Origin of the sequence: Aestuariimicrobium sp. Y1814 (assembly GCF_050113895.1) — a bacterium.
Lineage (GTDB): Bacteria > Actinomycetota > Actinomycetes > Propionibacteriales > Propionibacteriaceae > Aestuariimicrobium.
In genome coordinates this window covers 1-22,650 of the sequence record NZ_JBNJRW010000021.1, presented here as the reverse complement: position 1 = coordinate 22,650, position 22,650 = coordinate 1, and the positions used below count along the sequence as shown (strand labels likewise).

Annotated in this window: 22 protein-coding genes; 6 read left to right on the top strand and 16 right to left on the bottom strand. The window is 68.6% G+C overall.

Features of this window, described 5'->3' with window-relative positions; all coding sequences use genetic code 11:
- Nucleotides 1–53: 53 nt before the first annotated feature.
- The gene (locus ACQE3C_RS14995; RefSeq protein WP_434539937.1) at nt 54–1,307 is read right to left on the bottom strand and encodes an ISL3 family transposase; all 1,254 of its coding nucleotides are present in this window, start codon (nt 1,305–1,307) and stop codon (nt 54–56) included.
- Nucleotides 1,308–1,593: 286 nt separating this feature from the next.
- Between ACQE3C_RS14995 and ACQE3C_RS14990 the strand changes: the two genes are divergently transcribed.
- The gene (locus ACQE3C_RS14990) at nt 1,594–2,418 is read left to right on the top strand and encodes a hypothetical protein (protein WP_434539936.1); all 825 of its coding nucleotides are present in this window, start codon (nt 1,594–1,596) and stop codon (nt 2,416–2,418) included.
- Nucleotides 2,419–2,488: 70 nt separating this feature from the next.
- Here ACQE3C_RS14990 and ACQE3C_RS14985 read toward each other — a convergent pair whose 3' ends face one another.
- Nucleotides 2,489–3,565, bottom strand: a complete 1,077-nt coding sequence (locus ACQE3C_RS14985; protein ID WP_434539935.1) for an SGNH/GDSL hydrolase family protein — start codon at nt 3,563–3,565, stop codon at nt 2,489–2,491.
- Between the two features lie 104 nt (nt 3,566–3,669).
- On the opposite strand from ACQE3C_RS14985, the gene hrpB reads away from it, so the two are divergent.
- Entirely contained in the window at nt 3,670–6,165 is a 2,496-nt protein-coding gene (gene hrpB / locus ACQE3C_RS14980) for an ATP-dependent helicase HrpB (RefSeq protein ID WP_434539934.1), read from the top strand.
- A gap of 39 nt (nt 6,166–6,204) precedes the next feature.
- Nucleotides 6,205–6,774, top strand: a complete 570-nt coding sequence (locus tag ACQE3C_RS14975) for an iron chaperone (RefSeq protein ID WP_434539933.1) — start codon at nt 6,205–6,207, stop codon at nt 6,772–6,774.
- A 171-nt stretch (nt 6,775–6,945) separates the two neighbouring features.
- Here ACQE3C_RS14975 and ACQE3C_RS14970 read toward each other — a convergent pair whose 3' ends face one another.
- The 14 genes from ACQE3C_RS14970 to ACQE3C_RS14905 form a co-directional block, all read right to left on the bottom strand.
- The gene (locus tag ACQE3C_RS14970) at nt 6,946–8,388 is read right to left on the bottom strand and encodes an aldehyde dehydrogenase family protein (RefSeq protein WP_434539938.1); all 1,443 of its coding nucleotides are present in this window, start codon (nt 8,386–8,388) and stop codon (nt 6,946–6,948) included.
- Nucleotides 8,382–9,392 (bottom strand): cob(I)yrinic acid a,c-diamide adenosyltransferase, encoded by a 1,011-nt coding sequence (locus ACQE3C_RS14965; RefSeq protein WP_434539932.1) that lies wholly within the window; start codon nt 9,390–9,392, stop codon nt 8,382–8,384. Before ACQE3C_RS14965 ends, ACQE3C_RS14970 begins: the two co-directional genes overlap by 7 nt.
- 3 nt (nt 9,393–9,395) lie before the next feature.
- Nucleotides 9,396–9,668 carry a EutN/CcmL family microcompartment protein gene (locus ACQE3C_RS14960; RefSeq protein ID WP_434539931.1) on the bottom strand — a complete coding sequence of 91 codons (273 nt, stop codon included), beginning with the start codon at nt 9,666–9,668 and terminating at the stop codon, nt 9,396–9,398.
- 1 nt (nt 9,669) lies between these two features.
- Nucleotides 9,670–10,503, bottom strand: a complete 834-nt coding sequence (locus tag ACQE3C_RS14955) for a flavoprotein (RefSeq protein ID WP_434539930.1) — start codon at nt 10,501–10,503, stop codon at nt 9,670–9,672.
- 2 nt (nt 10,504–10,505) lie between these two features.
- Complete coding sequence (gene pduL / locus ACQE3C_RS14950; RefSeq protein ID WP_434539929.1) at nt 10,506–11,156, bottom strand: phosphate propanoyltransferase; 651 nt, start codon at nt 11,154–11,156, stop codon at nt 10,506–10,508.
- 3 nt (nt 11,157–11,159) lie between these two features.
- Entirely contained in the window at nt 11,160–11,432 is a 273-nt protein-coding gene (locus ACQE3C_RS14945) for a BMC domain-containing protein (RefSeq protein ID WP_434539928.1), read from the bottom strand.
- Nucleotides 11,433–11,575: 143 nt separating this feature from the next.
- Complete coding sequence (locus tag ACQE3C_RS14940; RefSeq protein WP_434539927.1) at nt 11,576–12,112, bottom strand: BMC domain-containing protein; 537 nt, start codon at nt 12,110–12,112, stop codon at nt 11,576–11,578.
- Entirely contained in the window at nt 12,109–12,480 is a 372-nt protein-coding gene (locus ACQE3C_RS14935; protein ID WP_434539926.1) for a glycerol dehydratase reactivase beta/small subunit family protein, read from the bottom strand. The genes ACQE3C_RS14940 and ACQE3C_RS14935 overlap by 4 nt, the downstream gene beginning before the upstream one ends.
- On the bottom strand, nt 12,480–14,285 hold the full coding sequence (locus tag ACQE3C_RS14930; RefSeq protein ID WP_434539925.1) for a diol dehydratase reactivase subunit alpha: 1,806 nt from the start codon (nt 14,283–14,285) through the stop codon (nt 12,480–12,482). The genes ACQE3C_RS14935 and ACQE3C_RS14930 overlap by 1 nt, the downstream gene beginning before the upstream one ends.
- Nucleotides 14,286–14,429: 144 nt before the next feature.
- The gene (locus tag ACQE3C_RS14925; RefSeq protein WP_434539924.1) at nt 14,430–14,972 is read right to left on the bottom strand and encodes a diol dehydratase small subunit; all 543 of its coding nucleotides are present in this window, start codon (nt 14,970–14,972) and stop codon (nt 14,430–14,432) included.
- Between the two features lie 9 nt (nt 14,973–14,981).
- Entirely contained in the window at nt 14,982–15,641 is a 660-nt protein-coding gene (locus ACQE3C_RS14920; protein WP_434539923.1) for a propanediol/glycerol family dehydratase medium subunit, read from the bottom strand.
- Between the two features lie 11 nt (nt 15,642–15,652).
- On the bottom strand, nt 15,653–17,314 hold the full coding sequence (locus tag ACQE3C_RS14915) for a propanediol/glycerol family dehydratase large subunit (RefSeq protein WP_434539922.1): 1,662 nt from the start codon (nt 17,312–17,314) through the stop codon (nt 15,653–15,655).
- A gap of 11 nt (nt 17,315–17,325) precedes the next feature.
- Complete coding sequence (gene pduB, locus ACQE3C_RS14910; protein WP_434539921.1) at nt 17,326–18,120, bottom strand: propanediol utilization microcompartment protein PduB; 795 nt, start codon at nt 18,118–18,120, stop codon at nt 17,326–17,328.
- A gap of 23 nt (nt 18,121–18,143) precedes the next feature.
- Nucleotides 18,144–18,422 (bottom strand): BMC domain-containing protein, encoded by a 279-nt coding sequence (locus ACQE3C_RS14905; protein WP_434539920.1) that lies wholly within the window; start codon nt 18,420–18,422, stop codon nt 18,144–18,146.
- 351 nt (nt 18,423–18,773) lie between these two features.
- On the opposite strand from ACQE3C_RS14905, the gene ACQE3C_RS14900 reads away from it, so the two are divergent.
- From ACQE3C_RS14900 to ACQE3C_RS14890, 3 genes are all read left to right on the top strand, one after another.
- Nucleotides 18,774–20,051: a PocR ligand-binding domain-containing protein gene (locus ACQE3C_RS14900; protein WP_434539919.1), complete on the top strand. Its 1,278-nt coding sequence runs from the start codon at nt 18,774–18,776 to the stop codon at nt 20,049–20,051.
- Entirely contained in the window at nt 20,048–21,178 is a 1,131-nt protein-coding gene (locus ACQE3C_RS14895) for a 1-propanol dehydrogenase PduQ (RefSeq protein WP_434539918.1), read from the top strand. Before ACQE3C_RS14900 ends, ACQE3C_RS14895 begins: the two co-directional genes overlap by 4 nt.
- Nucleotides 21,179–21,444: 266 nt before the next feature.
- Nucleotides 21,445–22,650 (top strand): IS110 family transposase (locus tag ACQE3C_RS14890; protein ID WP_434538698.1); only part of this gene is annotated, 1,206 nt, incomplete at its 3' end.

Below are 22,650 nucleotides of genomic sequence, written 5' to 3'. Positions count from 1 at the left end.
CGGGCGGACAATTCAACGGGAAGACACCGCAAGCGGGCCAATTGCTTCGAGAGTCACACCCGGTTCGATACGACCGACATCCATCCTGACCGGCCAGTCCCAGACCAGCCAGATCCAGACTCACAGAGTGCTTCGGTGGGGCCGTTGCTGGTGCCGGGGTGGTCGAAGAAGGCGAGGATGTCGTCGCGTCGTCGGTGGAGGGTTCGGCCCAGGGTGCGGATCTCCTCGAGCGCTGCTGGCAGCCCGGACTTGAGTGTGTCGATGAGGGCGGTCATGATCTGTTTGCCCTCGACGGTAGTCGGCGCCCGGTAGGCGTCGATGATGCGTTGGTATGCCTCCCAGCTGACCGCGAACGGGGTGTGACAGTCCTCATCGAAGACGTTCAGCAGCCGGAACCACTGCTTCTTCGTCAGCAGCGCGGCGCGGGTCCGGGCGATCCGGCGGATGCCATAGAGCGGATCCCCTGAGCGGCCGCGGTGGCCGAGGGTCTCTTGTTGGAGGCGTTGTCGGCAGCGGTCGAGTTTCTCCCCGGCCAAGGCCACGACGTGGAACGGGTCCATCACTGTGGTGACATCATCGATGGTCTCGACGGTGGCGGACTTGTAGCCGGTGAACCCATCCATCGCGACGATCTCGATGCCGTCGCGGAAGGCTTCGGACTGCAGCTGGAGCCACTGCTTCAGCGCTTGCTTGGAGCGGCCCTCCACGACTGCCAGGAGTCGGGATGTGCCGGTGTTGGTCCTTGTCGGGGTCAAGTCGATGACCACGGTCACGAACTTGTCACCGAAGCGGGTGTGGCGCCACACGTGCTCGTCGACCCCGACCGTGGTGACTCCGTCGAGTCGGGTGGGATCGTTGAACAGCAACTCGTCGGCGGCGGCGAGGATCGCGTCGCTGCAGGTGTTCCACGCGACCCCCAGGATCGCGGCGATCCTGGCGATCGAGAGCCGGTCGATCACGATGTGTTTCACCGCCAGCGTGACCGCGTCACGAGACAGCTTGCCCCTGGTCGGTGCCGCTGCGCGGACGTCGTGGCGCCATACCCGACCACATGGCCTGCACCGGTATCTGGGGACCAGGACCTGCAGGATCGTCGGTTTCCACCCGAAGGGCACATGCGCCAACTTCCGCACCACCGTGTCATGCCGGGCCCCGGGACCGGCGCATGTCGGGCACGGACTCGCCGGCGTCGTTGGCGTGCAGACCAGCACTGAGTGATCCGGATGCACGATCTGTTCGGTGACGGTGAGGCCGAGTCTGTCGAGTCGGCAGAACGAATCCAGACATGGTGGGGTAGCGTTTTGCATCAGGGCCCTTGGGTTCTTGGGTGGTGACTAGACACCTTCATCCAAGCAACCCAGGGCCCCCTCACATCACCGCGCCACGCCCAACATCCCAGCTATCGCCGACACCGTCGCCGGTTGACCACCCACCCTCATCTGTGAAGAGCCCCTTAAGTGGTGGATTTTCCTTCCGTGGAGAGGGAAAACCCGCCACCTAAGGCCTGTTTCGTCCGGTTGCCGCCCATCGTCCGGTGATCAGTCGGGGTGAGCGGCCGGGGAAGCTGACCCCAAGGCGTGACAGCTTGACGCCATGCAGACGCCAAGGCAGGTCGTCGACAAGTCCCACCGATCCCAACTACTGCTCAACGCTGTCGTGGCCGGGCTGCTGGCGCAGACCGCGATGGTGTTCGTCCATGAACTCGCCCACCTGGTGGCCGGAGCTGCCCTGGGCCACCCCTCACGCATGTACGCCTTCGGCGTCGACCACTTCGGCGACATCCCGGTGGCCGACGGTGCTGTCATGGCCATGGCCGGGCCCGTGTTCAGCCTGGTCACCGGATTCGTGATGGCGATCTGGACCCCGCTGCGCCGACGTGGCGACTTCGCCCACCTGTTGTGGCTGTTCTTCGCCTTCGCCTCGATGCAGGAGATGGTCGGCTACCTGGTCATCACGCCGTTCGGCGCGGGCGACACCGGGGTGACCGCCGCACTGCTCAACATTCCGCTGGCCGGACAGTTCGCCATCTGCGCGGTGGGCATCGCGGGCATGTTCCTCACCGCCCGCGGCTTCGCGACCCACATGGCCCGCCACGCCGGCCCGGACGAACTGGGCCTGCGCAATGCGATGACCCTGTTCCCGTGGATCGCCTCATCGGTGGCCTCTGCCCTGTTGAGCCTGCTGTACCTCGCCATCACCCCGGCCGACGTGCCGCCCGAGTCGCAGATCGCGATCATGGCTGCCAGCACGGCCATCCTGGTCTTCGCACCCATGGCGCACATCTTCAGCCGGGCTGTCCGTGAGGTGGCCCATGAGCCGCTGACCCTCCCCCGGGTCCCGGTGGCCGGCCTGGTCGCGTTGGGCGTGCTGGTCGCGGTGAACATCGTCCTCAGCATCTGGGGGCTCCCGCTCGGCTGACCGGGTCTGCAGACGCGAAAGGGGCTGCAGACCGGGTGGGTCTGCAGCCCCGAGTGGGTGGCGGGTGGCCTCAGCGGTCGACAGTCACCGGGCCGGTGGTGGTCAGCGAGGTGCGGGCAGCAAACTGCTTGTCCAGGGCGTGCAACTGCTTGACCGCCTGGTTGGCGCGGGTCTTGTCACCCGAGCGCAGGGCGGCATCGAGCTGCTTGACCTGCTCCACCGAGATGCCCGCGGCGGCAGCCTTGGCGAGGTTCTCGGACGAGGCCAGGTCGGGCACGAGCTGGCGGGCCTGCTCGACGGTCAGCTCGGCCGTGGCCGCGGTGCGGGTGGCCGACGAGGTGGTCGCGAAGGTGGTCCGCAGGCCCAGCGAACTGCTCACCAGCTGCGCATAGGCGGTGTTGCCGGCCGCATTCGGGTGGTACGAGTCGGTCAGGTTCCAGCTGGGCCCGTTGATCCAGGCCTGCTTGTCGCACCAGGCATGCCCCGTGAAAGACACCCGCGGGTCGGCATAGCTGAAGCCCTTGTTGCTCGCCTGGGTGCGGGTGACCACGTTGAGGCGATCGGCCAAGGCATTGGCACGGGTCATCTCGGCGGCGCTGAAGAAGGTCAGCACATTGCAGTCGGTGCCGTTGAACAGCCGCGGGTAGCCGACCACGACCACCTGGGCGGCGGGAGCCTTCGTCCGGATGTCGGTGTACAGCCCTCCGAGTCGGCCGGGCAGGGTGTTGTTGATCACGGACTCGGCGGTGTTGAGCTTGCCGTCGCAATTGCTCATCCAGCCCGGCTTGGCGCACTCGAGCAGCGCGTCGGCGAAGCCGATGTCGTTGCCGCCGATCGAGATGGTGATCTTGGTCGTGGACGACGACACCCCGGGCAGTTGCTTGGTGCGCACATCATTGACGACCGCCCCGGAACAGGCGCGGTAGTCCAGCGTCCAGCCCGCCGCAGCAGCGATCAGGGGGGCATAACCCTTTGGGGACTGGTAGCAGTCGTTGACGGATCCACCGGCACCCACACCGGCAGAGAAGGAGTCACCCAGTGCGGCGTAGCGCACGGGGGCGGCATGGGCAGGCGCTGCGAACAGCGTCGTGGTCAGCAGCAGGATGGCTGTCGCCAGCAGCCCGAGAAGGCGGTGTTGAGGGGACACAGACACAGCCTGCCCCGTGCGCGGACCCCTGTCAGGCGATCGTTCAACGAGGGCCACGAGCCGGTCGCGGCGAATCACCGCCGCACCCCTGAAAGACTGGACGAATGCGTTTCGATCTCGAGGTCATCGGTACCGGGCTGCCGGTCGCCGCTGTGCTCGCCGACCTCGAAGACGCGCTGGCCACCAGGGGGGCGGTGGTGGTCCAGGCACCACCCGGCACGGGCAAGACCACCCTCGTCCCGCCCGCGGTGGCGAACCGGGTCGGCGGACGAGTGGTGGTCACCCAACCCCGCCGGGTCGCCGCCCGTGCCGCCGCGCGTCGGCTGGCGGAGCTGTCCGGAGTTCGCCTCGGCGCCGAGGTCGGCTTCGTCGTCCGGGGTGAGCAGCAGGCCGGCAACGCCACCCGGGTCGAGTTCTGCACCGCCGGGGTGTTGCTGCGCCGCCTGCTCAGCACCCCCGACCTGCCCGGCATCGACGCCGTCGTCCTCGACGAGGTGCACGAACGCGCACTCGAGACCGACCTGGCCTTCGCGATGCTGGTCGAACTGCGCCAGTTGCGCCCGGACCTGCAACTGGTGGTGATGTCGGCCACCCTCGATGCCCAGCGGTGGGCCGACCTGCTCGATGGCGCCCCGGTGGTCGCCGTCGCCGCCGACCTGCACCCCCTCACCGTGCGCTGGGCACCGAGCCCGGCGCCGCGACTGGACGCCCGCGGGGTCACCCCGGCGTTGCTCGACCACCTCGCCGACCAGGCCGAGCAGGCGCTGGCGAGCCAGCCGGCCGCCAATGCTGCCACCCTGGTCTTCGCCCCCGGCGCCCGGGAGTGTGACCAGGTCGTCCAGCGGCTGCGTGACCGCGGGGTGTCGGCCGAGGCACTGCACGGCTCCCTCGACATCCGTAGTCAGGACCGGGTCTTGCGCGGTGACGGCGGCCCGCGCGTGGTGGTGGCAACCTCGGTGGCGGAGTCGTCGCTGACCGTTCCCGGGGTGCGGGCGGTGGTCGACTCAGGCCTGTCGCGCGAGCCACGATTCGACTCCGGTCGCGGCATGACCGGGCTGGTCACGGTCAGTGAAGCCCGCGCCTCGGCCGAGCAGCGCGCCGGTCGGGCCCGCCGACTGGGCCCCGGGCTGGTGGTGCGCTGCTTCCCCGAGGGCGATTGGGCCGGCCTGCGCCGCTTCTCCCAGCCCGAGATCCTGACCGCCGACCTGACCCAGGCCGCCCTCGACCTGGCGGTCTGGGGCTCTCCCGCCGGTGAGGGCCTCGCCCTGCCCGACCCCCCGCCGGTACCGGCGATGTCGGCTGCCATCGAGACGTTGACCGGGTTGGGCGCCCTCGACGAGCGGGGCCACGCCACCGACCTCGGACGACGCCTCGCCCGCATGCCGGTCGAACCGCGCCTGGGCCGGGCCCTGCTGAGGTCGGCACCGCTGGTGGGTTCGGCCGAATCAGCCGAGGTGGTGGCCCTGGTCGCGGGGGACGCCCGCGTCGAGGGTGCCGACCTGGTCGCCGCCTGGCGCGCAGCCCGCTCGGGTGCGGCACCCGGCTGGCGGCGTGAGGCCGACCGGCTCGTCCGTCTGGTTGACCGCACCCCGCGCCCCGCCGGGCTGGGCGACGACGACCTGGTCGCCCGGGTGGTCGCGGCCGCGTTCCCCGACCGGGTCGCCCGACGCCGCGGCGCGGGTGATGAGTACCTGCTGGCCTCGGGCACCGGGGTGGACCTGCCCCGCGGCTCCCGGTTGCAGGGGCAGGAGTGGCTCGCCGTGGCCGACATGGCGCGGGTGGGTGAGCGGGCCCTGGTCCGCTCGGCCGCCCCGCTCACCGAGGACGACGCCCTCGCCGCGGCGTCCGCCCTGGTGCGTGAGGAGACCACGGCGACGTGGGACGGCGGCAGGGTCACTGCGCGGCGCACCACCGCGCTGGGGGCGATCACCCTGACCCGGACGCCGGTGCCGCCGACTGCCGAACTGGGTCGGGCGGCGGTGCGTCGGGCCTTGTCGGAGCGTGGTCTGCGGCAGGTGCTCGGCTGGGGTGAGGGCACCGAGCTGCTGCGGCGGCGGTTGGCCCTGCTGCACCGGCACGCCGACCTGGGGCACCTGCGCGACCCCTGGCCGGGCGTCGACGATGCCTCGCTGGTCGACCGCGTCGAGGAGTGGCTCGGTCCCGAACTGGACCGGCTCGCCGGCGGCACCCCGGCAGGTCGGCTCGACCTCACCTCGGCGCTGCGTCGCCTGCTGCCGTGGCCGGCGGCCGCCCGGTTGGACGAGCTGGTCCCCGAACGCCTCGAGGTGCCGACCGGCTCACGGATCAGGCTGGACTACCCCGAGGACCCGACCGAACGGGTGGTCCTCGCGGTCAAGCTGCAGGAGTGCTTCGGGTGGACCGACACACCGCGCATCGTCGACGGGCACGAACCGGTGCTGCTGCACCTGCTCTCCCCCGCGCAGCGTCCGCTGGCGGTCACCGACGACCTGGCGTCGTTCTGGGTCAATGCCTACCCGCAGGTGCGGGCCGAGAACCGCGGCCGTTACAGCAAGCACCCCTGGCCCGAGGACCCGCTGACCGCGCCGCCGCGACGCGGGACGAAGAACTCGGGCCGCTGAGGGGTACTCGTACCCGGCCTGCGGTGACAGACTCGACCCATGACTGATGACACCAGCGAGACCGGGGAGGCCACGAAGGCCACCGCGAAGGCCACCACGAAGAGGGCCCCGGCGAAGAAGACTGCCCTCAAGAAGACGGCCCCCAAGAAGACGGCGGCGAAGAAGGCCGCGGTGGAACAGGGTACCGGCGACGACGGGAGCTTCTCGTCCGAGGAACGGGCGGCCATCAAGCAGGCCGCCGCCGAGAAGCGCCGCACCGCCAAGGGCAAGAACACCGAACAGGACGTGCTGGACGCGCTGGCCGCGATGGACGACCACGACCGCGTCATCGGTGAGGGGCTGCACCGGCTGGTCAAGGAGGTCGCGCCTGACATCTCCAGCCGAACCTGGTACGGATTCCCCGCTTATGGCAACGGCAAGGACGTCATCTTCTTCTACCAGTTCGCCGGCAAGTTCAAGTCCCGCTACGGCCACATCGGGTTCAACGACGGCGCCCAGCTCGACGACGGCAGCATGTGGGCCACGGCCTACGCGATCACCGAGTGGAACGACGAGAACGAGGCCCGCGTGCGCGACCTGATCCTGCGAGCCCTGGGCCAGTCGGAATAAACCCCCCACGCCGCGGATGCGCAGGTTCCGACACGGATCCTTCACTGGTGGCGTGGATTCCGGGACGAAACCCGCGCATCCGCGGTGAGGGGGCGACCCCCGGGGGCCGGGCAGTCCGACCGCGGTGAGGGGCCGACCCCGGGCCAAGCAGCCCGACCCCGGGGGACGACGTCAGCGGACGTTCAGCTCGCCGACCATCACGCAGCGGCGGCTGCGGGCGAAGCTGCGGGCCGAGGTGAGTCCCTCACCGGTGGGGCCGGCGATGGTGAAGGTGGTGTAACCCTCACCGCCGATGCCCAGGCCGGTGAACGACGGGCCGTTCTTCACGAAGACCGTGGTCTGGATGAGCTTGCCCATCCGGGTCAGCTTGGTCACGTCACGCGAGTGCATGATCGCGGTGTGGCGCAGGCCCTTCTCGATCTCGATGGCGAACTGGATGCCCTCCTCCACATCAGGCACCCGCACCAGGCCGATCACCGGCATCATCAACTCGTGCTGGACGAAGGGGTGGTCGCGCCCGACCTCGGCGACGACCAGGCGGGTACCCGGCTTGGGGGTGATGCCGATCGCGTTCAGGATCACCTCCGCGTCCTTGCCGACCCAGGCGGTGTCGGGACGCCCGTCCTTGAGCAGCAGGTCCTCGAGGGCCTTCAACTGGGCCGGGTCGTTGATCTCGTGGGCACCGGCCTTGACCATCTCGAAGCGCAGCAGGTCGGCGATGGCGTCGACGGCGATGATCTCCTTCTCGGCCGTGCAGGGCAGGTTGTTGTCGAAGCTCGCCCCGGCGACGATGTCGCGCGCCGCCTTCTCGATGTCGGCGGTGGCATCGACCAGCACCGGCGGGTTGCCGGCCCCGGCGCCGATCGCCTTCTTGCCCGACTTGAGCACGGTCTTCACGATGCCGGGGCCACCGGTGGCGACCAGCATCTTGATGAGCTTGTGCTCCATCATCGCGTTGGTGTTCTCGATCGAGGGCTCACGCACGGTGACGATGAGGTTCTGCGGGGCACCGGCCTCGCACAGCGCGATGTTCAGCTGCTGGATCAGCCACAGGGTGATCTTCTTGGCCCGCGGGTGGGGGCTGAAGACCACCGAGTTTCCGGCGGCCAGCATGCCGATCGAGTTGCACAGCACCGTCTCGGTCGGGTTGGTGGTGGGGGTGATGGCCCCGATCACGCCGTAGGGCGAGTACTCTACGGTGGTCAGGCCGTCGTCACCCGACCAGGCCGTGGTGATGAGGTCCTCGGTGCCGGGGGTGCCGAGCGCCGCGACCCGGTTCTTCTCGATCTTGTCGTCGACCCGGCCCATGCCCGTCTCCTCGACAGTGCAGCGGGCCATGTACTCCAGGTGCTCCTCGGTCGTCGCGACGGCCTTGATCGTCTCGACGAAGCGGCGCCGATCAGCCATCGAGCAGCTCAGGTAGGCACGCTGGGCGGCGGCCGCGGCGACGACCGCCTCGTCCATGCTCTCGAAGACCCCCCAGTCACCCTCAGCGGACGAGGGCTTGGCGGGGCTCGCAGCCGCGCCCCCCTGCAGCTCGCGCACAACCTGCGCGACGACGCGTGCGATGACGTCCTTGTCGGTTCCAGCGGTCATGTCATCCACTCCTATGATGCGGCGCTCATGGCATGGTCAGCGATGACCATGTCCTCTTCGACTGTTCCCCCGGAGACTCCAATGCCCCCGGCGATGCTTCCGTTGACGAAGACGGGGTACCCGCCTCCGAAGACACAAATGCGACCCGAGCTCGAGCCCGACACCCCGTAGAGGTCGCCGTGCTCCTTGGCCCGCTCGGTCAGCTCGTGGGTCGGGGCCTTGAAGGCCGCCGACGTGAAGGCCTTGTCACCGGCCAGGGCGATGCTGGCCATCAGCGAGTCGTCCATCCGGTGCAGCAGGATCGGGTTGCCGCCGGCGTCGACCACCGCGAACACGATCGGCACGCCGAGCTCGCTGGCCTTGGCCTGGGCTGCGGTGGCCATCCGGGTGGCGACCTCCAGGTCGAGCCTGGCCAGGTTGCCACCACCGGCACCGGCAGCCGAACCGGAAGACCCCAGCACCTCGGCCAGCACCCGGCGGATGGTCGACTCGACCTGGTTGCGGGTGTGGCGCTCCTCGACCACTCGTCCGATCGCGTAGACGGTGTCCGAGAGCCGGTTGAGGTACTTGACGACCTCGGGACGAATGGGCGTGGTCTCGGCGGCGGTCAGCACGCGCCGCTCGGCGCGGCGCACGACGGTGCGGGCGACGTGGAAGCTGCCCGAGACCTCGTCGCGACCCGGGACGACGAAGTTGCGCGGCGGCCCGGTCTCTTCCAGGCAGCGGTCGATCAGCGCCTCGAGGGCCTCGATGTCGGCGGCACCGACCAGGTTGTCGAGCTGCGCGGCACCCAACTCGTCGCTGGCCAGTTCGGCCCCGAGGGTGAACATGCGCTGCTGGATGTGCTGGATCTCGGCGACCAGGTCGGGGTCGTCCAGCCGGGACTTGGCCAGCCCGAGCACGGTGTTGGCCTCGTCGACGGTGCCGTAGGCCTCGACGCGCACCGACTGCTTGGTCACCCGGGAACCCCCGAACAGGGCGGTGTCACCCCTGTCACCGGTGCGGGTGTAGATGGCTGCCATGGATCAGCTCCGCTCAATCTCTACGGTGTCGACAATGCCGACGATGGTGGCGTCCACCGGCGCCTCGCGGTCGGCGAGGGCCAGCCGGGCTGCGCTGCCCGTGGTGATGATGACGGTCTCACCGTTGCCGGCGCCGACGGTGTCGACCGCGACTTCCGGGGCCCCGGTGGCCTTGTCCTGGTCGTCGACGCGCTGGACGACCAACAGCTTGAACCCGACCAGCCCGGGGTCCTTGCTCGTCGAGACCACGGTCCCGATGACATTCGCGAGGTACATCTCAGCCCTCCTGTCGTTCGATGCGGATCCCGCGGGCGTCGGCCTCGTCGCGGGCCAGCGCGGTGACCAGTGCCTTCCTTGCGACCTTGAGCACAGCTCCGTCGGCGACGGTCTGCAGCAGGTCAAAGCTGACCAGGTCGGGCAGGGCGGCGTCACCGGCCCCGGCTCCACCAGCCGAACCGGACGCCGACGCACCTGCCGCGTCGATCCTGCGGCAGGCCGCCAGCACCTGCTCGGCCAGGCCCTGCACCCCGGTCAGGGTGACCCCGAAGGATTCCAGCTTGACCAGGTTCTCGCGCAGCACCTGCGCGAAGGCCGGTGGGATGTTCGGGAACCATTCCTGCTTCTCGGGGTCGTCGGGGCAGGCCGCGGTGCGGACCGCCACGATCGGCCGGTTCAGCAGGATGAACTCGTGCATCAGGTTGGTGGCAAGGTTGTCGGCCATGCCGTGGGCCACCTTGGCGGCAGCATTCACCGTCAGGGTGGGCATGATCAGCAGCGGGTGGGTGCTGACCAGGTTCTTGGTCACCTCCGGGCCCAGCGAGGTGATCTTGGCCTGGTCAAGGTGCAGCCGGGAACTCTCGGTCTGCACGATGTCTAGGTGGATGCCGGCGTCGCGGACCTTCTGCAACTGCCGCACGGATTCGTCGAAGCCGAGCCAGGCGCCGGTGAAGACCACCAGGGCTCGGCGTTCGGGCTGCTCGGGGGTCGACGCGATGCCGGGCTCGTTGGCCAGGATCTCGAGGATCGTGCGGCGCACGAGGTCCTTGAGGGCCTGGGCATCGACCTGCCCGGTACCCGGGTCAACCGGGAGCGCTGATCCGCCGGCAGCCATGCTCACTCCTCCTCCACCAGCACGGTGACGATGTCACCGGTGCGGCCCATGACCGCGTTGGCCTCGTCTGTGTCGAGGTGCACCTCTGAGGTGAAGTTGTCCTTGACCCGGCAGATGACGTTGTCGAGCACGCCTCCGCGCTCACCCTCGAAGCGCACCTTGACCAGCTGCTGGTCCTTGACGCCGAGGGCTTCGGCATCGCCGGGGCCCAGGTGGATGTGCCGGGCGGCGATGATGGCGGCATGTTCGAGGTCGACGCGACCTTCCGGGCCGATGATGGTGATCGGGGCTGCCTCGTCCAGGTAACCGGACTGGGTCACCGGGGCGTTGATGCCCAGCGCACGGCAGTCGGTGGCGCTGAGCTCGACCTGGCTCTGCCGCCGACAGGGGCCCATCACGCGCACCTTCTCCATCCTGCCCCGCGGGCCCTCGATGGTGACCACCTGGTCAGCGGCAAACTCCCCATGCTGGACCACCCACGCCTTGACGGTCGGTTCACCCGATCCGAACAGGGTCGCGAAGTCCTCGGGGCTGAGGTGCACGTGACGGTTGGACACCCCGAGCACCACGCGGTGCGGGTCGGTGTGCTTGGCGAGCGCATCCACCACGAGGGTGGTGATACGCGTGATGAGCTCCTGGTCGGCCACAGTCATGGGTCAGTCCTTCGGCAGCAGCTTCTCGGTGTCGCCATGGGGACGCGGGATCACGTGGGTCGACACGACTTCACCCACGGCGCGGGCAGCCACGGTGCCGGCATCGACGGCAGCCTTCACGGCACCGACGTCACCACGCACCATCACCGTGACCAGGCCGGCGCCGATCTTCTCGGTGCCCACCAGGGTCACATTGGCGGACTTGACCATGGCATCGGCAGCCTCGACGGCGCCGACCAGGCCCTTGGTCTCGATGAGACCCAGTGCTTCGCTCATTCCTCTTCTCTCCGTTCGTTCGGGGGCGGCGACCGGTTGGTCGTCGGCTGGGGCAGCCGGTGGCTGCGGGTCCGGCTGTGCCGGGGTCTGTGGTGGCGGCTTCTTGGCGGAGCGTCCCCGCCTGGTCGTGGTGGTGCTGATGGCTACTGCTCCTCTCCCTCGGTCTCTTCCGCCGGGACGACGTCGTCCGCGGCCGGTTCAGGTTCCGCTGCGGGTTCGGCCTCCGGTGCCTGGTCAGGCTCCGGGGCCTCCTGCGGATCGGGGGCCGGTTCGGGGGTCGGCTCCGGCTCGGCAGCCGGTTCCGGTTCGGGTTCAGGTTCGGGGGCCGGGGCCGGGGCCGGCTCGGCGACCGGTTCGGGGTCGGCAGCTGGCTCGGCGGTCCAGCCGACGGTCTGGGAGTTGCCGATCAGCTTCTCGAGCTGCTCACTGGGCCGGGCGATCACCGAGGAGCGGGCGACCTTGCCGACCTTCGTGGCGGCCACCTTGGCGGCGGCGACGGCAGCCTGCACGGCACCGACCTGGCCGACGAACTTCACGGCGACGAAGCCGCCGCCGCGGGCCAGCTCGTAGCCGACCAGGGTGACGTCAGCGCTCTTCACCCCGGCATCGGCGGCGGCGACGGCGGTCGGCAGGCCGATGGTCTCCACCTGGCCGAGGGCCAGCTGTGGACGGTTGCTCATGGTTCACTCCTGTGTGGAACGGCCTGCAGTGGCAGGCGCTTGACGAGGCGGGCGGCGTTGCCCCCGAAGACGCGGTCGGCCTCGGCGGACTGGTTCAGGTGGCCGGCCAGGTACGGACGACCGGGCGGCAGCTTGTCGGTGGTGACCACGACGTAGTCGAGGCTGACCCCGATGCCCACGCCCAGGACTGAGCGCAGGCTGGCCTCGTGGGCCAGCTCCAGCGGGTTCAGCTCGTCCAGTGTGAACTGTTCGAACGGCACCCCCTGCTCCTCGAGGCCGAGCAGCAGGCAGGCCACCTCAGAGTCGGTGGTGCGGGTGTGGCGGGCCACCATGATGGTGGGCTTGGGCATCTCCTCGATCCGTGCCATCACGGCCTCCAGGACAGGACCAGTCCGGTGGCCACCGCGTTGCGGGGGCCCTCGCTGCCACGGATGTTGGCCCGTCCGGCGACCACCCGGTAGTCGGCCAGGGCGCGGGTCACCAACTGGGGAATCTCGAAGTCCATCGCCGAGCCGCCCACCAGCACGACGAAGGCGATGTCACGCACGTTCTGGGTGGGGCTGACCCGCTCCAGCGCACGGATGGCGTTGGTGACGAAGACCCGTTCCTTGGCGCGGATGCGCACCTGGCGGATGTGTTCGACCGGGTGGTCGAGGTCCAGCGGCACCATGCCGTCCTCCTTGAGGACGACGGTGCGGGCGAACACCGACGGGGGCAGCGGGTCGCTGAAGAACTCGACGGTGCCGTCCTCGTGGCGGATGCTGAACAGTGACTCGACCTTGGCCAGCGGGTGGCGCTTGATGTCCTCGGCGGTGTCGAACAGTTCCAGCCCGAGTTCGGACTGGATGAGCAGGGTGACCATGTTCCCGGCCCCGGCCAGGTGGATGGAGCGGCCCTGGCGGTCGGCGCGCAGCACGGCGGCGTCGGTGGAGCCGGCACCCATGTCGAGGATGGCGATCGGTACGTCGGTGCCGGGGGTGGTCAGTGCGCCCAGGATCGCCATGTCGGCCTCGACCCCACCGACCTCGACGGGCACGTCGAGCTGGGCGGTCAACCTCTGGGCGATGCTGTTCATCTGCAGGTGGTCGGCCTTGACCATGACGGCGATGCCGACGGCGGCCTCCATGGAGAACTCGTTGGCGATGCCGCCGGCGACCGTCTGCGGCATGTGGGTGTCGACGGCCAGCAGGTCGGAGATCTTGATCTCCTTGGGGGCGGTGTCGGTCAGGTTGCCCATGACCACCCGCACCTTCTCCATCATGCCGCCGACGTTGGTGCCGGGCTCGCCGCGGATGTCGGCGATCTCGGTGAGCTTGCCGGCGGCCTGCATGATCTCGCCGGCGCCGCGCTCGACGTCGACCTCAGCCGGGTTGGGCTTGCCCTCGAAGATCAGCTTCCCGGCGGGGATGCGCCGTTCCTTCACGTCGCCGGCCGGGGTCTTGATCACCACGGCCGAACGGTTGCCGACCAGCGAGCGGGCCAGCGGGACGACCGACTGGGTCTCTTCGGGGTTCAGCTCGAACAAGGTGGCGATACCGAAGGGGTTGGCCAGGGTTTCGATGATGTGGCCGGGGCTGGCCACCTCGATCGCGGCCAGCATGCGCAGCGGCACCTTCTCGATGAGGCTGACCTCGTCGACGATCGGCACCTTGGTGGCGAGCCGGTTGTGCACGAGCACACCGTCATCGCGCTGCAGGATCGCGCCGGTGACCCTCAGGTGGTTCGCCTCGTTGATGGTGCTGGCGATCTCTTCGTGGCCGTGGGACCGGTCGGCGACGACAATCCAGGGGCCCGGGGAACGTTCGGAGGACAACTCGTCAAGGCGGATCGTCGTCCCCACCCCGATCCCCAGGCCACCCGGGGTACTGGGGTTGTGGCCGATCATGGTCGACTCGGTGATGATCGTTTCGGTGATGGTTTCCATCGCCACGTCACCGATGACGGGGGCGGCCTCGTTGATCCGGATCAGGGACAGGTCGCTGACCTCCTGGCCTGCCTTCTGCAGGGCCACGGTCAGTGCGTGGAAGACGCCGTTGACGTTCTCGGGCGTGCCCTTGATACCGGTGGTGGGAATGATCGAGCTGGACAGGAACCTGGGCTCGCCGGTGGACTCGTCGGCCAGGGCCACTTCGGTGGTCGCGTTGCCGATGTCCACGCCTGCAACAAGCCGCATGTCTGTCTGCCTCTCGATTCGGGGGTGGGCGGAGCCCACGGGGAATGTGTGCAGGCAGGGGCCTGGGGCCCTGCCCGGGGGCGGTGGGGGGCCGGCATTGGCCCCCCACCGTCGGGGTTGCGGGGTCTCCCCCGCGCACGCCGGTCAGTCGACGCGCAGGCGTCCGCGCTTCTCGTACACGTCAGCAGCCTGTCGGATGAACTTGGCGCTGATGGTGCACTGGTACTGCGACTCGAGCTCGCTGGCCAGGCCGTAGAGCTCGTCCTTGGTCGAGCGGTAGGGACGCAGCGCGTTGTAGACGTCCAGCACCTTCTCGTCGGGCACGGCGATCAGCTCGGCGGCGCGGCGGAAGTTGTTGGCCAGGGTGGGGCGTCCGACGGACTCGGCCACCTGCGCCTGCAACTCGAGGGTCTCCTTGGAGATGCGCATGTCGTCGGCGCCGACCTTGCCCGAGATCACGTCCTCGTAGGTCACCTCCGACAGCGACTTCCCGGTCGGGGTGGTGATCCGGTCAGGCAGCTTCTCGCCGAGCGGGTACTGCTCGCGCGAGACCTTCGCCCCACTGCTCGCCGCCGAGGACGAGCTCGAGGAGCTCGCCGCCGGCTTCTTGGCGAACTTGACGGCGTCCTTGTCCAGATTGGCCATCACCTCGGCCATGATCGTACGGATCAGTTCTTCGGATTCCATTGTCTGCTCCTACTTCTTGACCTGGAGGGCGCGCGGCTTGGCACCGGCCTGGACCTTCTGGGTCTCCTTGATGTGCAGCAACGCTGCGATGGCCTGGTACTTCGGACGAGCCATCTGGTCGTTGCGCACCGGCACCGGACGGGGCGACTGGCCCTTGGCGTACAGCGCGGCGTTCTTGCCGATGGCCCGGAAGGTGTCCAGGTCGATCAGCGGTGCCTGGGAGAACAGCTCCAGGTTCGACAGCGGCACCAGGTCACGCTGGTGGATCACCGTGGTGCCCTTGGACTGGATGCCGATGCCGATGCCCGAGCCCGACAGCTTCGCGGCGTCGTGGGCGAGAAAGCCCACGTCGGAGGTGCGCAGGACGCGCACCAGCCGGTAGGTCAGGCCCTCCTCCTCGATGCCGGCGCAGACCTCACGGATGACGTCAGCGTGCGGGATACCGGTGATGGTCTGGTGCTGGTCGATGCTGAACGACGGCGCCAAGCCGATGACGACCTCGGTCGGGTCGGTGCCTCGGGTGGCCTCACCGGTGTCGACGAACTCGATGGAACCGGACGAGGGCAGGCTGGGTGCGGAGCCGCCGCTGGGAGCGGCCTGGCCCTGCAGTTCACGCATGACCTCGGCGATGATCCCCTTGAGTGTTGCTTCATCAATAGTGGTGCTCATGGTCGGCCCCCTCAGATGCTTTCTGCGCTGACGGCCTTGCGGTGGAACTTGATCTGCTCCCACCGCTCGTCCGAGATCTGGTACCCGGTCTGCGGACCGAGGTACTCGTTGGGATTGTTGACCGCCGAGTCGATCCGGAAGTTCTCGTCGATGATCGCGGAGGTGTGCAGGTAGTCACCTGCCACCCGCTGGCGCAGCACGTTGAACACCGAGCGGGCGACGTCCTCGTGCCCACCGGCGGCCAGGGCCTTGACCACGTCGACACCGGTGACCTTGCGGTCCATCATGTCCTGGGTGCCCTTGAGGTCCTCGACGACGTTGCGCTCCGGCATGTCGTTCGAGCCGTGGGCGTAGGTCGCAGCCTCCACCTCGGCGTCGGTGATCTCGGGCAGGCCGAGCTCCTTGAACGCGGACTGGACGGCGCGGGCAGCCTTGTTGCGGGCCCGGACGACATCCTCTTCGAGAACGGCAGTCAGGCCGCCGTCGACCTTGAGGTCACGCTGGATGGTGGTCCAGTCCTCGAAGTCCTCGGCGTCCCAGTTCGAACCGGCGAACATGTTGTCGTAGTTCGGGGTGGACGAGTAGCCAGAGCAGATGAAGTCGGTGCCGGGCACGAACTGCATCAGGGACCGGGCCACGCGGCGCAGGTCGGAGTGGGTGAAGGTCTGGTCGTTCGACGATGCGCATTCCAGGTCGAGCATCATCGCGATCAGGTTCTCGGCGAGCATGGCGCGCACACCGCTGGGAACGGCGGCCGGCACACCGACGCAGCTGACCGAGCCGTTCTGGGTACCCTGCGAGCCGGCGCCCTTGGTGATGTAGAGGCAGCGGGCCTCCAGGTAGAGCATCGACTTGCCCTCGGCGAAGCCCATCTGCACTTCGGAGCCGGTGCCCGAGGTGAAGCGCATCTTCAGACCACGCGAGGCGTAGCAGGAGGCCAGGAAGGCCTTCGACCACGGGGTGTCGTCGCCGTCCATGAACACCTGCTCGGTGCCGTAGATCGAGACGGTCTCGGCGTAGCTGGTCAGGCCGCGCATGCCGAGTTGCAGCTCGGTGGCCTCCTCGACCGAACACTGGGTGAGGATGCCGGGACGACCGACCTGGGCGCCGATCAGCAGCGCCAGCGCGTTGAACGGTGCGTAGCGCACGACGCCGACGGTGGTCTCAGCCTCGGCGAAACCGCGCAGCGACGCCTCGGCGGCGTCCGCAGCGATCTGGACGGGGTTGTCACGCACGTTGGTGACGTGGCACTGGTTGGCCGGGGACTGACGGGCGCGCAGCTTGGCCACGGCCGTCATCATTTCCAGCACGTTCAGCTTGCTGACCACCTCGACGGCCTTCGCCGGGGTCATGGCCGTGGTCAACTCGATGATCTCGGCACGCGAGACGTTGACGTCGACCAGCATGCGGGCCAGCTGGAGCGAGTCCATCTTGTTGACCTCTTCAGCCTTGTCCAGGTTGATCCCGTACTCGGCGATGAAGGTGTCGATCATGTCGAACTCATCGATGGACTTGCCGTCGAGCTCCACAACCTCGCCGTTGCGGATGGTGATCGACGGGGTGGGGTCGTTGGGACTCTCCATCGCGATCATGCCCACTTCGGGCCACTCGTCGATGAATCCGTCCTGGTTGACGGGGCGCTGGTCCAGCACCTCGAATCTCTTGGAACGCATTACTGCCTCACTCAGATGTAGGGACGGGTGATGGACGTCGGGACGTCGCCCATGGCGCCCAGCAGCTTGATGCCGACCTCACGAGCGGCCACGATGGCCTGGCGCACGGCGCCCGAGTCGCCACTGACCGCGGCGATGACCTCGTTGGAGTAGCTGGTGCCCTTGGCGGGGCTCGCGTAGGCGATCACGTCGACGGTCGACGCCTTGACGGCAGTGTCGGCCATGACCACGCCCAGGGCCGCCGGGGCCCCGACGGAGATGCCGAATGCCTTGCCGACCGGTGCACCGAAGGCCTTCTCGAGGGCTCCGGAGGCGCGGGCGGTGTACTGGAACTCGAGGTGGCCGGCGTCGTTGGCGTAGACGTCACCGAAGGTGCGCTCGAGCTCCTTGATGGTGACCTCAACGGCGCGGCGGGCGTCGGAGACGTCCTCGGCACCGAAGATGATCAGGCAGCCGTGACCGGCGCCGCCCTTGGTGTCGCGGGCGAGCTCGATGGTGACGATCTCGGAGTTGGTGGCCTTGATCGCCTCGTCGGCGGCGAAGATGTGGGGGCCGGCACCGGTGCGGGCGCCGATGATGCCGATGGAACGGTACTTCTGGGCGTTCATCTGCTCGGCCAGCTGGGGGTCGACGTTGGCGATGACCAGGCCGATGCTGTCACCCAGCGGGGTGGCAGCCACGAACTCGGTGACCGGGGGACGACGCCCGGCGGGGGCAGGGGTGGATGCGGCAGCGGCGGGCTCCACGGTGCCCTCGACCCGCTTCATGACTTCGGCCATGACCTTGGCCATCATGTCTTCGGACATGCTTGTGCTCCTTGGGTGTTGGTTCAGTCAGCCTGCGACGGGAGGATCTTGTCCACGTCGTTGTGCGGCCGGGGGATGACATGGGTGGAGACGACCTCGCCGACTGCGCGGGCGGCTGAGGCGCCGGCGTCGGTGGCTGCCTTCACGGCACCGACGTCACCGCGCACGAGCACCGTGACCAGGCCGGCACCGATCGACTTGTGGCCGATCAGGGTGACATTGGCCGACTTGACCATCGCGTCCGCGGCCTCGACCGCGCCCACGAATCCCTTGGTCTCGACCATTCCGAGAGCTTCTTGCATGTCTGTGACTCCTCTTTGAATCAGGCGGCGAAATACGCTGCGACGATGGTAGGCAGCGGTTCGCGATGGCGATTGGTCGATTGCTGACACGGTGTCAGCGACTTCATGGCCGGATCGTGCACATACAGACACCCAGATGCCCGGATTGTGTATCTCGATGCCCCGATGGCATCCGAAATGGCCCGATTGCAGCCCTCCGCCGGCCTCCTGGGCGAGGTGTCCAACAGGAGGGTGCCTGTTCCGCAGCTGGTCGGACGACGTAGTCTGGCCATCAGAGCACAGTCCACCGGACATGGCTGTCCGGGCTCCAACGACGGGGGGATTGGAATGCCGGGACACCAGATCACTGACTTGATTCCGCTGGAACACCTGCAACAGGTGCAGGACCAGTTCACGATGGCCATGGGCCTGGCCGCGATCCTGGTCGACTATCGCGGCAAGCCGGTGACCTCAGCCTCCGGGTTCACTGATTTTTGCAGCACCATGCGCGAGAGCGCCGAGGGACGCGCCGGTTGCTACTCCTGTGATGCCCACGGGGGCCTGCAGGCCGCCATCCGCGGTGACTCGCACATGTACCTGTGCCACACCGGGCTGGTCGACTTCTCGATCCCGCTGATGGCCGGTGATGAGTACCTCGGCGCCATGCTGTGCGGCCAGATCCGGATGGAACCCGACGAGACACATTCGCTGCCCACCGTCGCGGTCTACGGCCCGGCCAACCTCAGCCCCGAGCTGCGCCTGCTGCGTGACCGGGTGCCGACGATGCCGATGAGTCGCATCCGGGCGGCCTGCGACACCCTGGGTGCGTTGATGCGTGGCATGCTGGCCACGGCCCTGGGCACCCAGCCCGAGGGTGAGCCGGTCAGCCCCCCGACCCCCATCCGCGCCAGCCTCGAACCCATCCCCCACCCCACGAGCCCGAAGTCGGCCGCCCAGCCCGCGCGCCGCCTCGACGTGGTGGCGCTGCGCCGGGCCCTCAACGATGAGGACCTGCCCCGCGCTGCCGCCCTCGTCCGCCAGCAACTCGACGGGCTGTTCGCCCCCGATGACCTGCCCGCCCACCGCCGGATCGCGCGCGCCGAACTGCACCAGACCGCCGACGACATGTGGCAGCTGGCCCGTGAACTCGACGCCGACGCCGCCGCGGAACTCGGCCACCGGATCAACCAGGACCGTGCCCGTTCGGCCACCCACGCCAGCCGCTTCGAGGCCGAGGAACAGATGCTCGGGCTGCTGTTCTGCCTGCAGGCCAACCTGGAACTGGCCCAGAATCGTCGCGGGCACACCGTCAACGACCTGGTCAACCGCATCGAGCGCAACCCCACCGGGTTCCTGACGCTGCAGGCGGCCGCCGAGTTCACCAACCTGTCGCCGCACCACCTCTCGCGGCTGTTCAAGGCCCACACCCACGCCACGTTCATCGACTACGTGATGACCAAGCGCATCCAGCGGGCCAAGTACCTGCTGAAGTACACCGACCAGCCGGTGCTGCGGATCGCCTCCGAACTGAGGTTCCGCCCGGCCAACTACTTCTCCCGCGCCTTCAAGGCTGCGACCGGCCTCACCCCCTCGGAGTTCCGGCGCGACATCACCTCTCCACCCGCGGACAGTATCGAGGACACTGCATGACCCGCTTCCACATCGCCACCACCATCCACCAGGGCAAGGGCTCCCTGTCCCACCTGGCCGACATCGGGGCCCAGCGGGTCCTGGTGGTGACCGACTCCTTCATGGCCACCACCCCCACCATGGACGCCGTGCGGCGCCACCTGGGCCGGGCAGAGATCACGGTCTACGACGGCGTGACACCCGACCCGACCGTGACCGAGGTCAGCGCCGGCGTGGAGGCCTACCTGGTCTCGGACCCCGACACGGTCATCGCCCTCGGCGGTGGCTCCCCGCTCGATGCCGCCAAGGCGATCTGCAAGGTGGCCGCCGAACACGGTGACGCCCCGAAGAACGGCCTGGTGGCCATTCCCAGCACCAGCGGTTCAGGTTCGGAGGTGACCACCTTCGCCGTGGTGACCTCCCACAACCCCACCCGCAAGATGGTGCTGGTCAGCGACGACATGGCCCCGGCGATGGCCATCCTCGACCCGGAGGTGACCAGGACCCTGCCGAAGTCGATGACCGCCGACACCGGCATGGACGCGATGACCCACGCGCTGGAGTCCTACGTCTGCACCGAGCGCAACGACTTCTCCGATGCCTTCGCCGAGAAGGCCTCGCAGTTGATCTTCGGCAACATCGAGACCGCCTGCCGCGAGCCCGACAACCTCGAAGCCCGGGAGCGGATGCACAACGCCTCGGCGATGGCCGCGATGGCCTTCGACAACAGCGGGCTGGGCATCGTCCACAGCATCTCGCACGCCCTGGGGGCACGCTTCGGCAAGCCGCACGGACGACTGAACGCGGTGCTGCTGCCCACGGTGATGGAGTTCAATGCCGGCCCGGTCACCTACGGCCCGCACGGCATCAGCGAGGTCGCCGACCGCTATGCGCACATCGCGCACCTGATCGGGCTGGAGGCCTCCACCCGGCGCAACCTGGCGCTGGCCCTGTGCGCCGAGATCCGCCGGATCCGCACCGCCATCGGCATCCCCGACACGTTGACCGGGCTCGGCATCGACAAGGCCGAACTGAAGGCGGCCATCCCCGACCTGGTGGCCGGGGCGCTGGAGGACACCTGCACCCCGCCGAACCCGGTCGCACCCACCGCGGACGACCTGGCCGGCATCATCGCCAAGGTGAGCTGAGGGCTCACTGGTTGACCATTGGGGTGGACGAGGCGAATCGTCTTGTCTGCACCCCGGGTCCATCGGGCCACTGCCAGGCTGAGCGAGTCGCCCTTCGGGGACGACCTGGCTGAGAGTTGCAGGGCTCGGTGGCCCGGGACGCGCAGATCGGCCATAGGGCTATGCGCCAAGGACCCGGCAAGGTCCCGGAGCGCCTCAGTGAGCGACCGACCGTCACGTCCCGGACCGGAGTGCTGAATCCGTGGGCTGACGGAAGGAGCACTCTCATGATTGAGGCTACGCCCACCTACGCCGGGATCGACTGGTCCTGGCAGCACCACGCGCTGTGCATCGTCGACGACGACGGACAGCGCATCGAGGAAGCAACCGTGCCGCACACACGGCCCGGGTTGACCAAGATCACCACCCTGCTGCGTCGCCATGGCGTGGAACGGATCGGGATCGAGCGCGGCGACGGACCGGTGGTCGAGCACCTGATCCGCGACGGGTTCGAAGTCGTCGTGATCAGTGCACGGCAGGTGAAGTCACTGCGTGCCCGCTACGGCTCCGCGGGGAACAAGGACGACCGGTTCGACGCGTTCGTGCTGGCCGACGCGTTGCGCACCGACGCCGGTCGCTGGGCGATCGTGCAACCAGACAGCGAACAGACGATCGCGCTGCGGATGCTGGTGCGCGCCCGCCACGATCTGATCGATCACCGGATCGCCGTGCACAACCAACTGCTCGCAGTGCTGCAGCACAACTTCCCCGGCGCGATCGGCCTGTTCAGCCAGCTCGACATCCCCATCAGCCTGGCGTTCCTGCGCCGATTCCCCAGCGAAGCCAAAGCAGCCTGGCTCAGCGAGCTGCGGATGGCGCACTGGCTCAAGGCCAACGCATACTGCGGCCGCCACACCCCGACCCGGCTGGTCGACCACCTGCACGAAGCTGCGACCGGCCGCGTCAGCGGCGCGGCAGCCGAAGCCAGCGAGGTCATCGTGCTGACCCTCGTTGATCTGCTCGCCACCCTGCGTGATGAACAAGCCCGGCTCGAGGCCCGGATCAAGGAAGCACTCCTGGCTCACCCCGACGGCCCGATCTTCCAGTCCCTGCCCCGCGCCGGGACCGTCCGCGCAGCCACCCTGCTGGCCGAGATCGGCGACTGCCGGGCCAGGTTCCCCGACCCCCCAGCACTCGCCGCAGCCGCCGGCGTCGCACCATCGACCAGGCAGTCCGGCAAGCACCTCAACGTCGCCTACCGACGCGGCTGCAACAAACAACTCCGGGCAGCACTGGTCGACTGGGCCCAAGACACGCCCCGCGCGAACGCCTGGGCACGCGACACCTACGACCGCGCCCGAGCCCGCGGCTGCCGACACCCCCACGCAGCAAGAATCCTGGCCCAAAACTGGACCAGGATCCTGTGGCGCTGCTGGCACGACCACACGCCCTACAACCCCGACCTACACGGCCGACTCAACAGCCTCCTGACG

Excerpts from the sequence above, each read along its gene's own strand:
- ACQE3C_RS14935 (WP_434539926.1), bottom strand. The coding sequence starts at position 12,480 with ATGGCACGGATCGAGGAGATGCCCAAGCCCACCATCATGGTGGCCCGC.
- hrpB (WP_434539934.1), top strand. The coding sequence starts at position 3,670 with ATGCGTTTCGATCTCGAGGTCATCGGTACCGGGCTGCCGGTCGCCGCT.
- ACQE3C_RS14995 (WP_434539937.1), bottom strand. The coding sequence starts at position 1,307 with ATGCAAAACGCTACCCCACCATGTCTGGATTCGTTCTGCCGACTCGAC.
- pduB (WP_434539921.1), bottom strand. The coding sequence starts at position 18,120 with ATGTCCGAAGACATGATGGCCAAGGTCATGGCCGAAGTCATGAAGCGG.
- ACQE3C_RS14965 (WP_434539932.1), bottom strand. The coding sequence starts at position 9,392 with ATGGCAGCCATCTACACCCGCACCGGTGACAGGGGTGACACCGCCCTG.
- ACQE3C_RS14990 (WP_434539936.1), top strand. The coding sequence starts at position 1,594 with ATGCAGACGCCAAGGCAGGTCGTCGACAAGTCCCACCGATCCCAACTA.
- ACQE3C_RS14975 (WP_434539933.1), top strand. The coding sequence starts at position 6,205 with ATGACTGATGACACCAGCGAGACCGGGGAGGCCACGAAGGCCACCGCG.
- ACQE3C_RS14960 (WP_434539931.1), bottom strand. The coding sequence starts at position 9,668 with ATGTACCTCGCGAATGTCATCGGGACCGTGGTCTCGACGAGCAAGGAC.
- ACQE3C_RS14940 (WP_434539927.1), bottom strand. The coding sequence starts at position 12,112 with ATGAGCAACCGTCCACAGCTGGCCCTCGGCCAGGTGGAGACCATCGGC.
- ACQE3C_RS14915 (WP_434539922.1), bottom strand. The coding sequence starts at position 17,314 with ATGCGTTCCAAGAGATTCGAGGTGCTGGACCAGCGCCCCGTCAACCAG.
- ACQE3C_RS14955 (WP_434539930.1), bottom strand. The coding sequence starts at position 10,503 with ATGGCTGCCGGCGGATCAGCGCTCCCGGTTGACCCGGGTACCGGGCAG.
- ACQE3C_RS14905 (WP_434539920.1), bottom strand. The coding sequence starts at position 18,422 with ATGCAAGAAGCTCTCGGAATGGTCGAGACCAAGGGATTCGTGGGCGCG.
- ACQE3C_RS14925 (WP_434539924.1), bottom strand. The coding sequence starts at position 14,972 with ATGGAATCCGAAGAACTGATCCGTACGATCATGGCCGAGGTGATGGCC.
- pduL (WP_434539929.1), bottom strand. The coding sequence starts at position 11,156 with ATGACTGTGGCCGACCAGGAGCTCATCACGCGTATCACCACCCTCGTG.
- ACQE3C_RS14945 (WP_434539928.1), bottom strand. The coding sequence starts at position 11,432 with ATGAGCGAAGCACTGGGTCTCATCGAGACCAAGGGCCTGGTCGGCGCC.
- ACQE3C_RS14895 (WP_434539918.1), top strand. The coding sequence starts at position 20,048 with ATGACCCGCTTCCACATCGCCACCACCATCCACCAGGGCAAGGGCTCC.
- ACQE3C_RS14920 (WP_434539923.1), bottom strand. The coding sequence starts at position 15,641 with ATGAGCACCACTATTGATGAAGCAACACTCAAGGGGATCATCGCCGAG.
- ACQE3C_RS14930 (WP_434539925.1), bottom strand. The coding sequence starts at position 14,285 with ATGCGGCTTGTTGCAGGCGTGGACATCGGCAACGCGACCACCGAAGTG.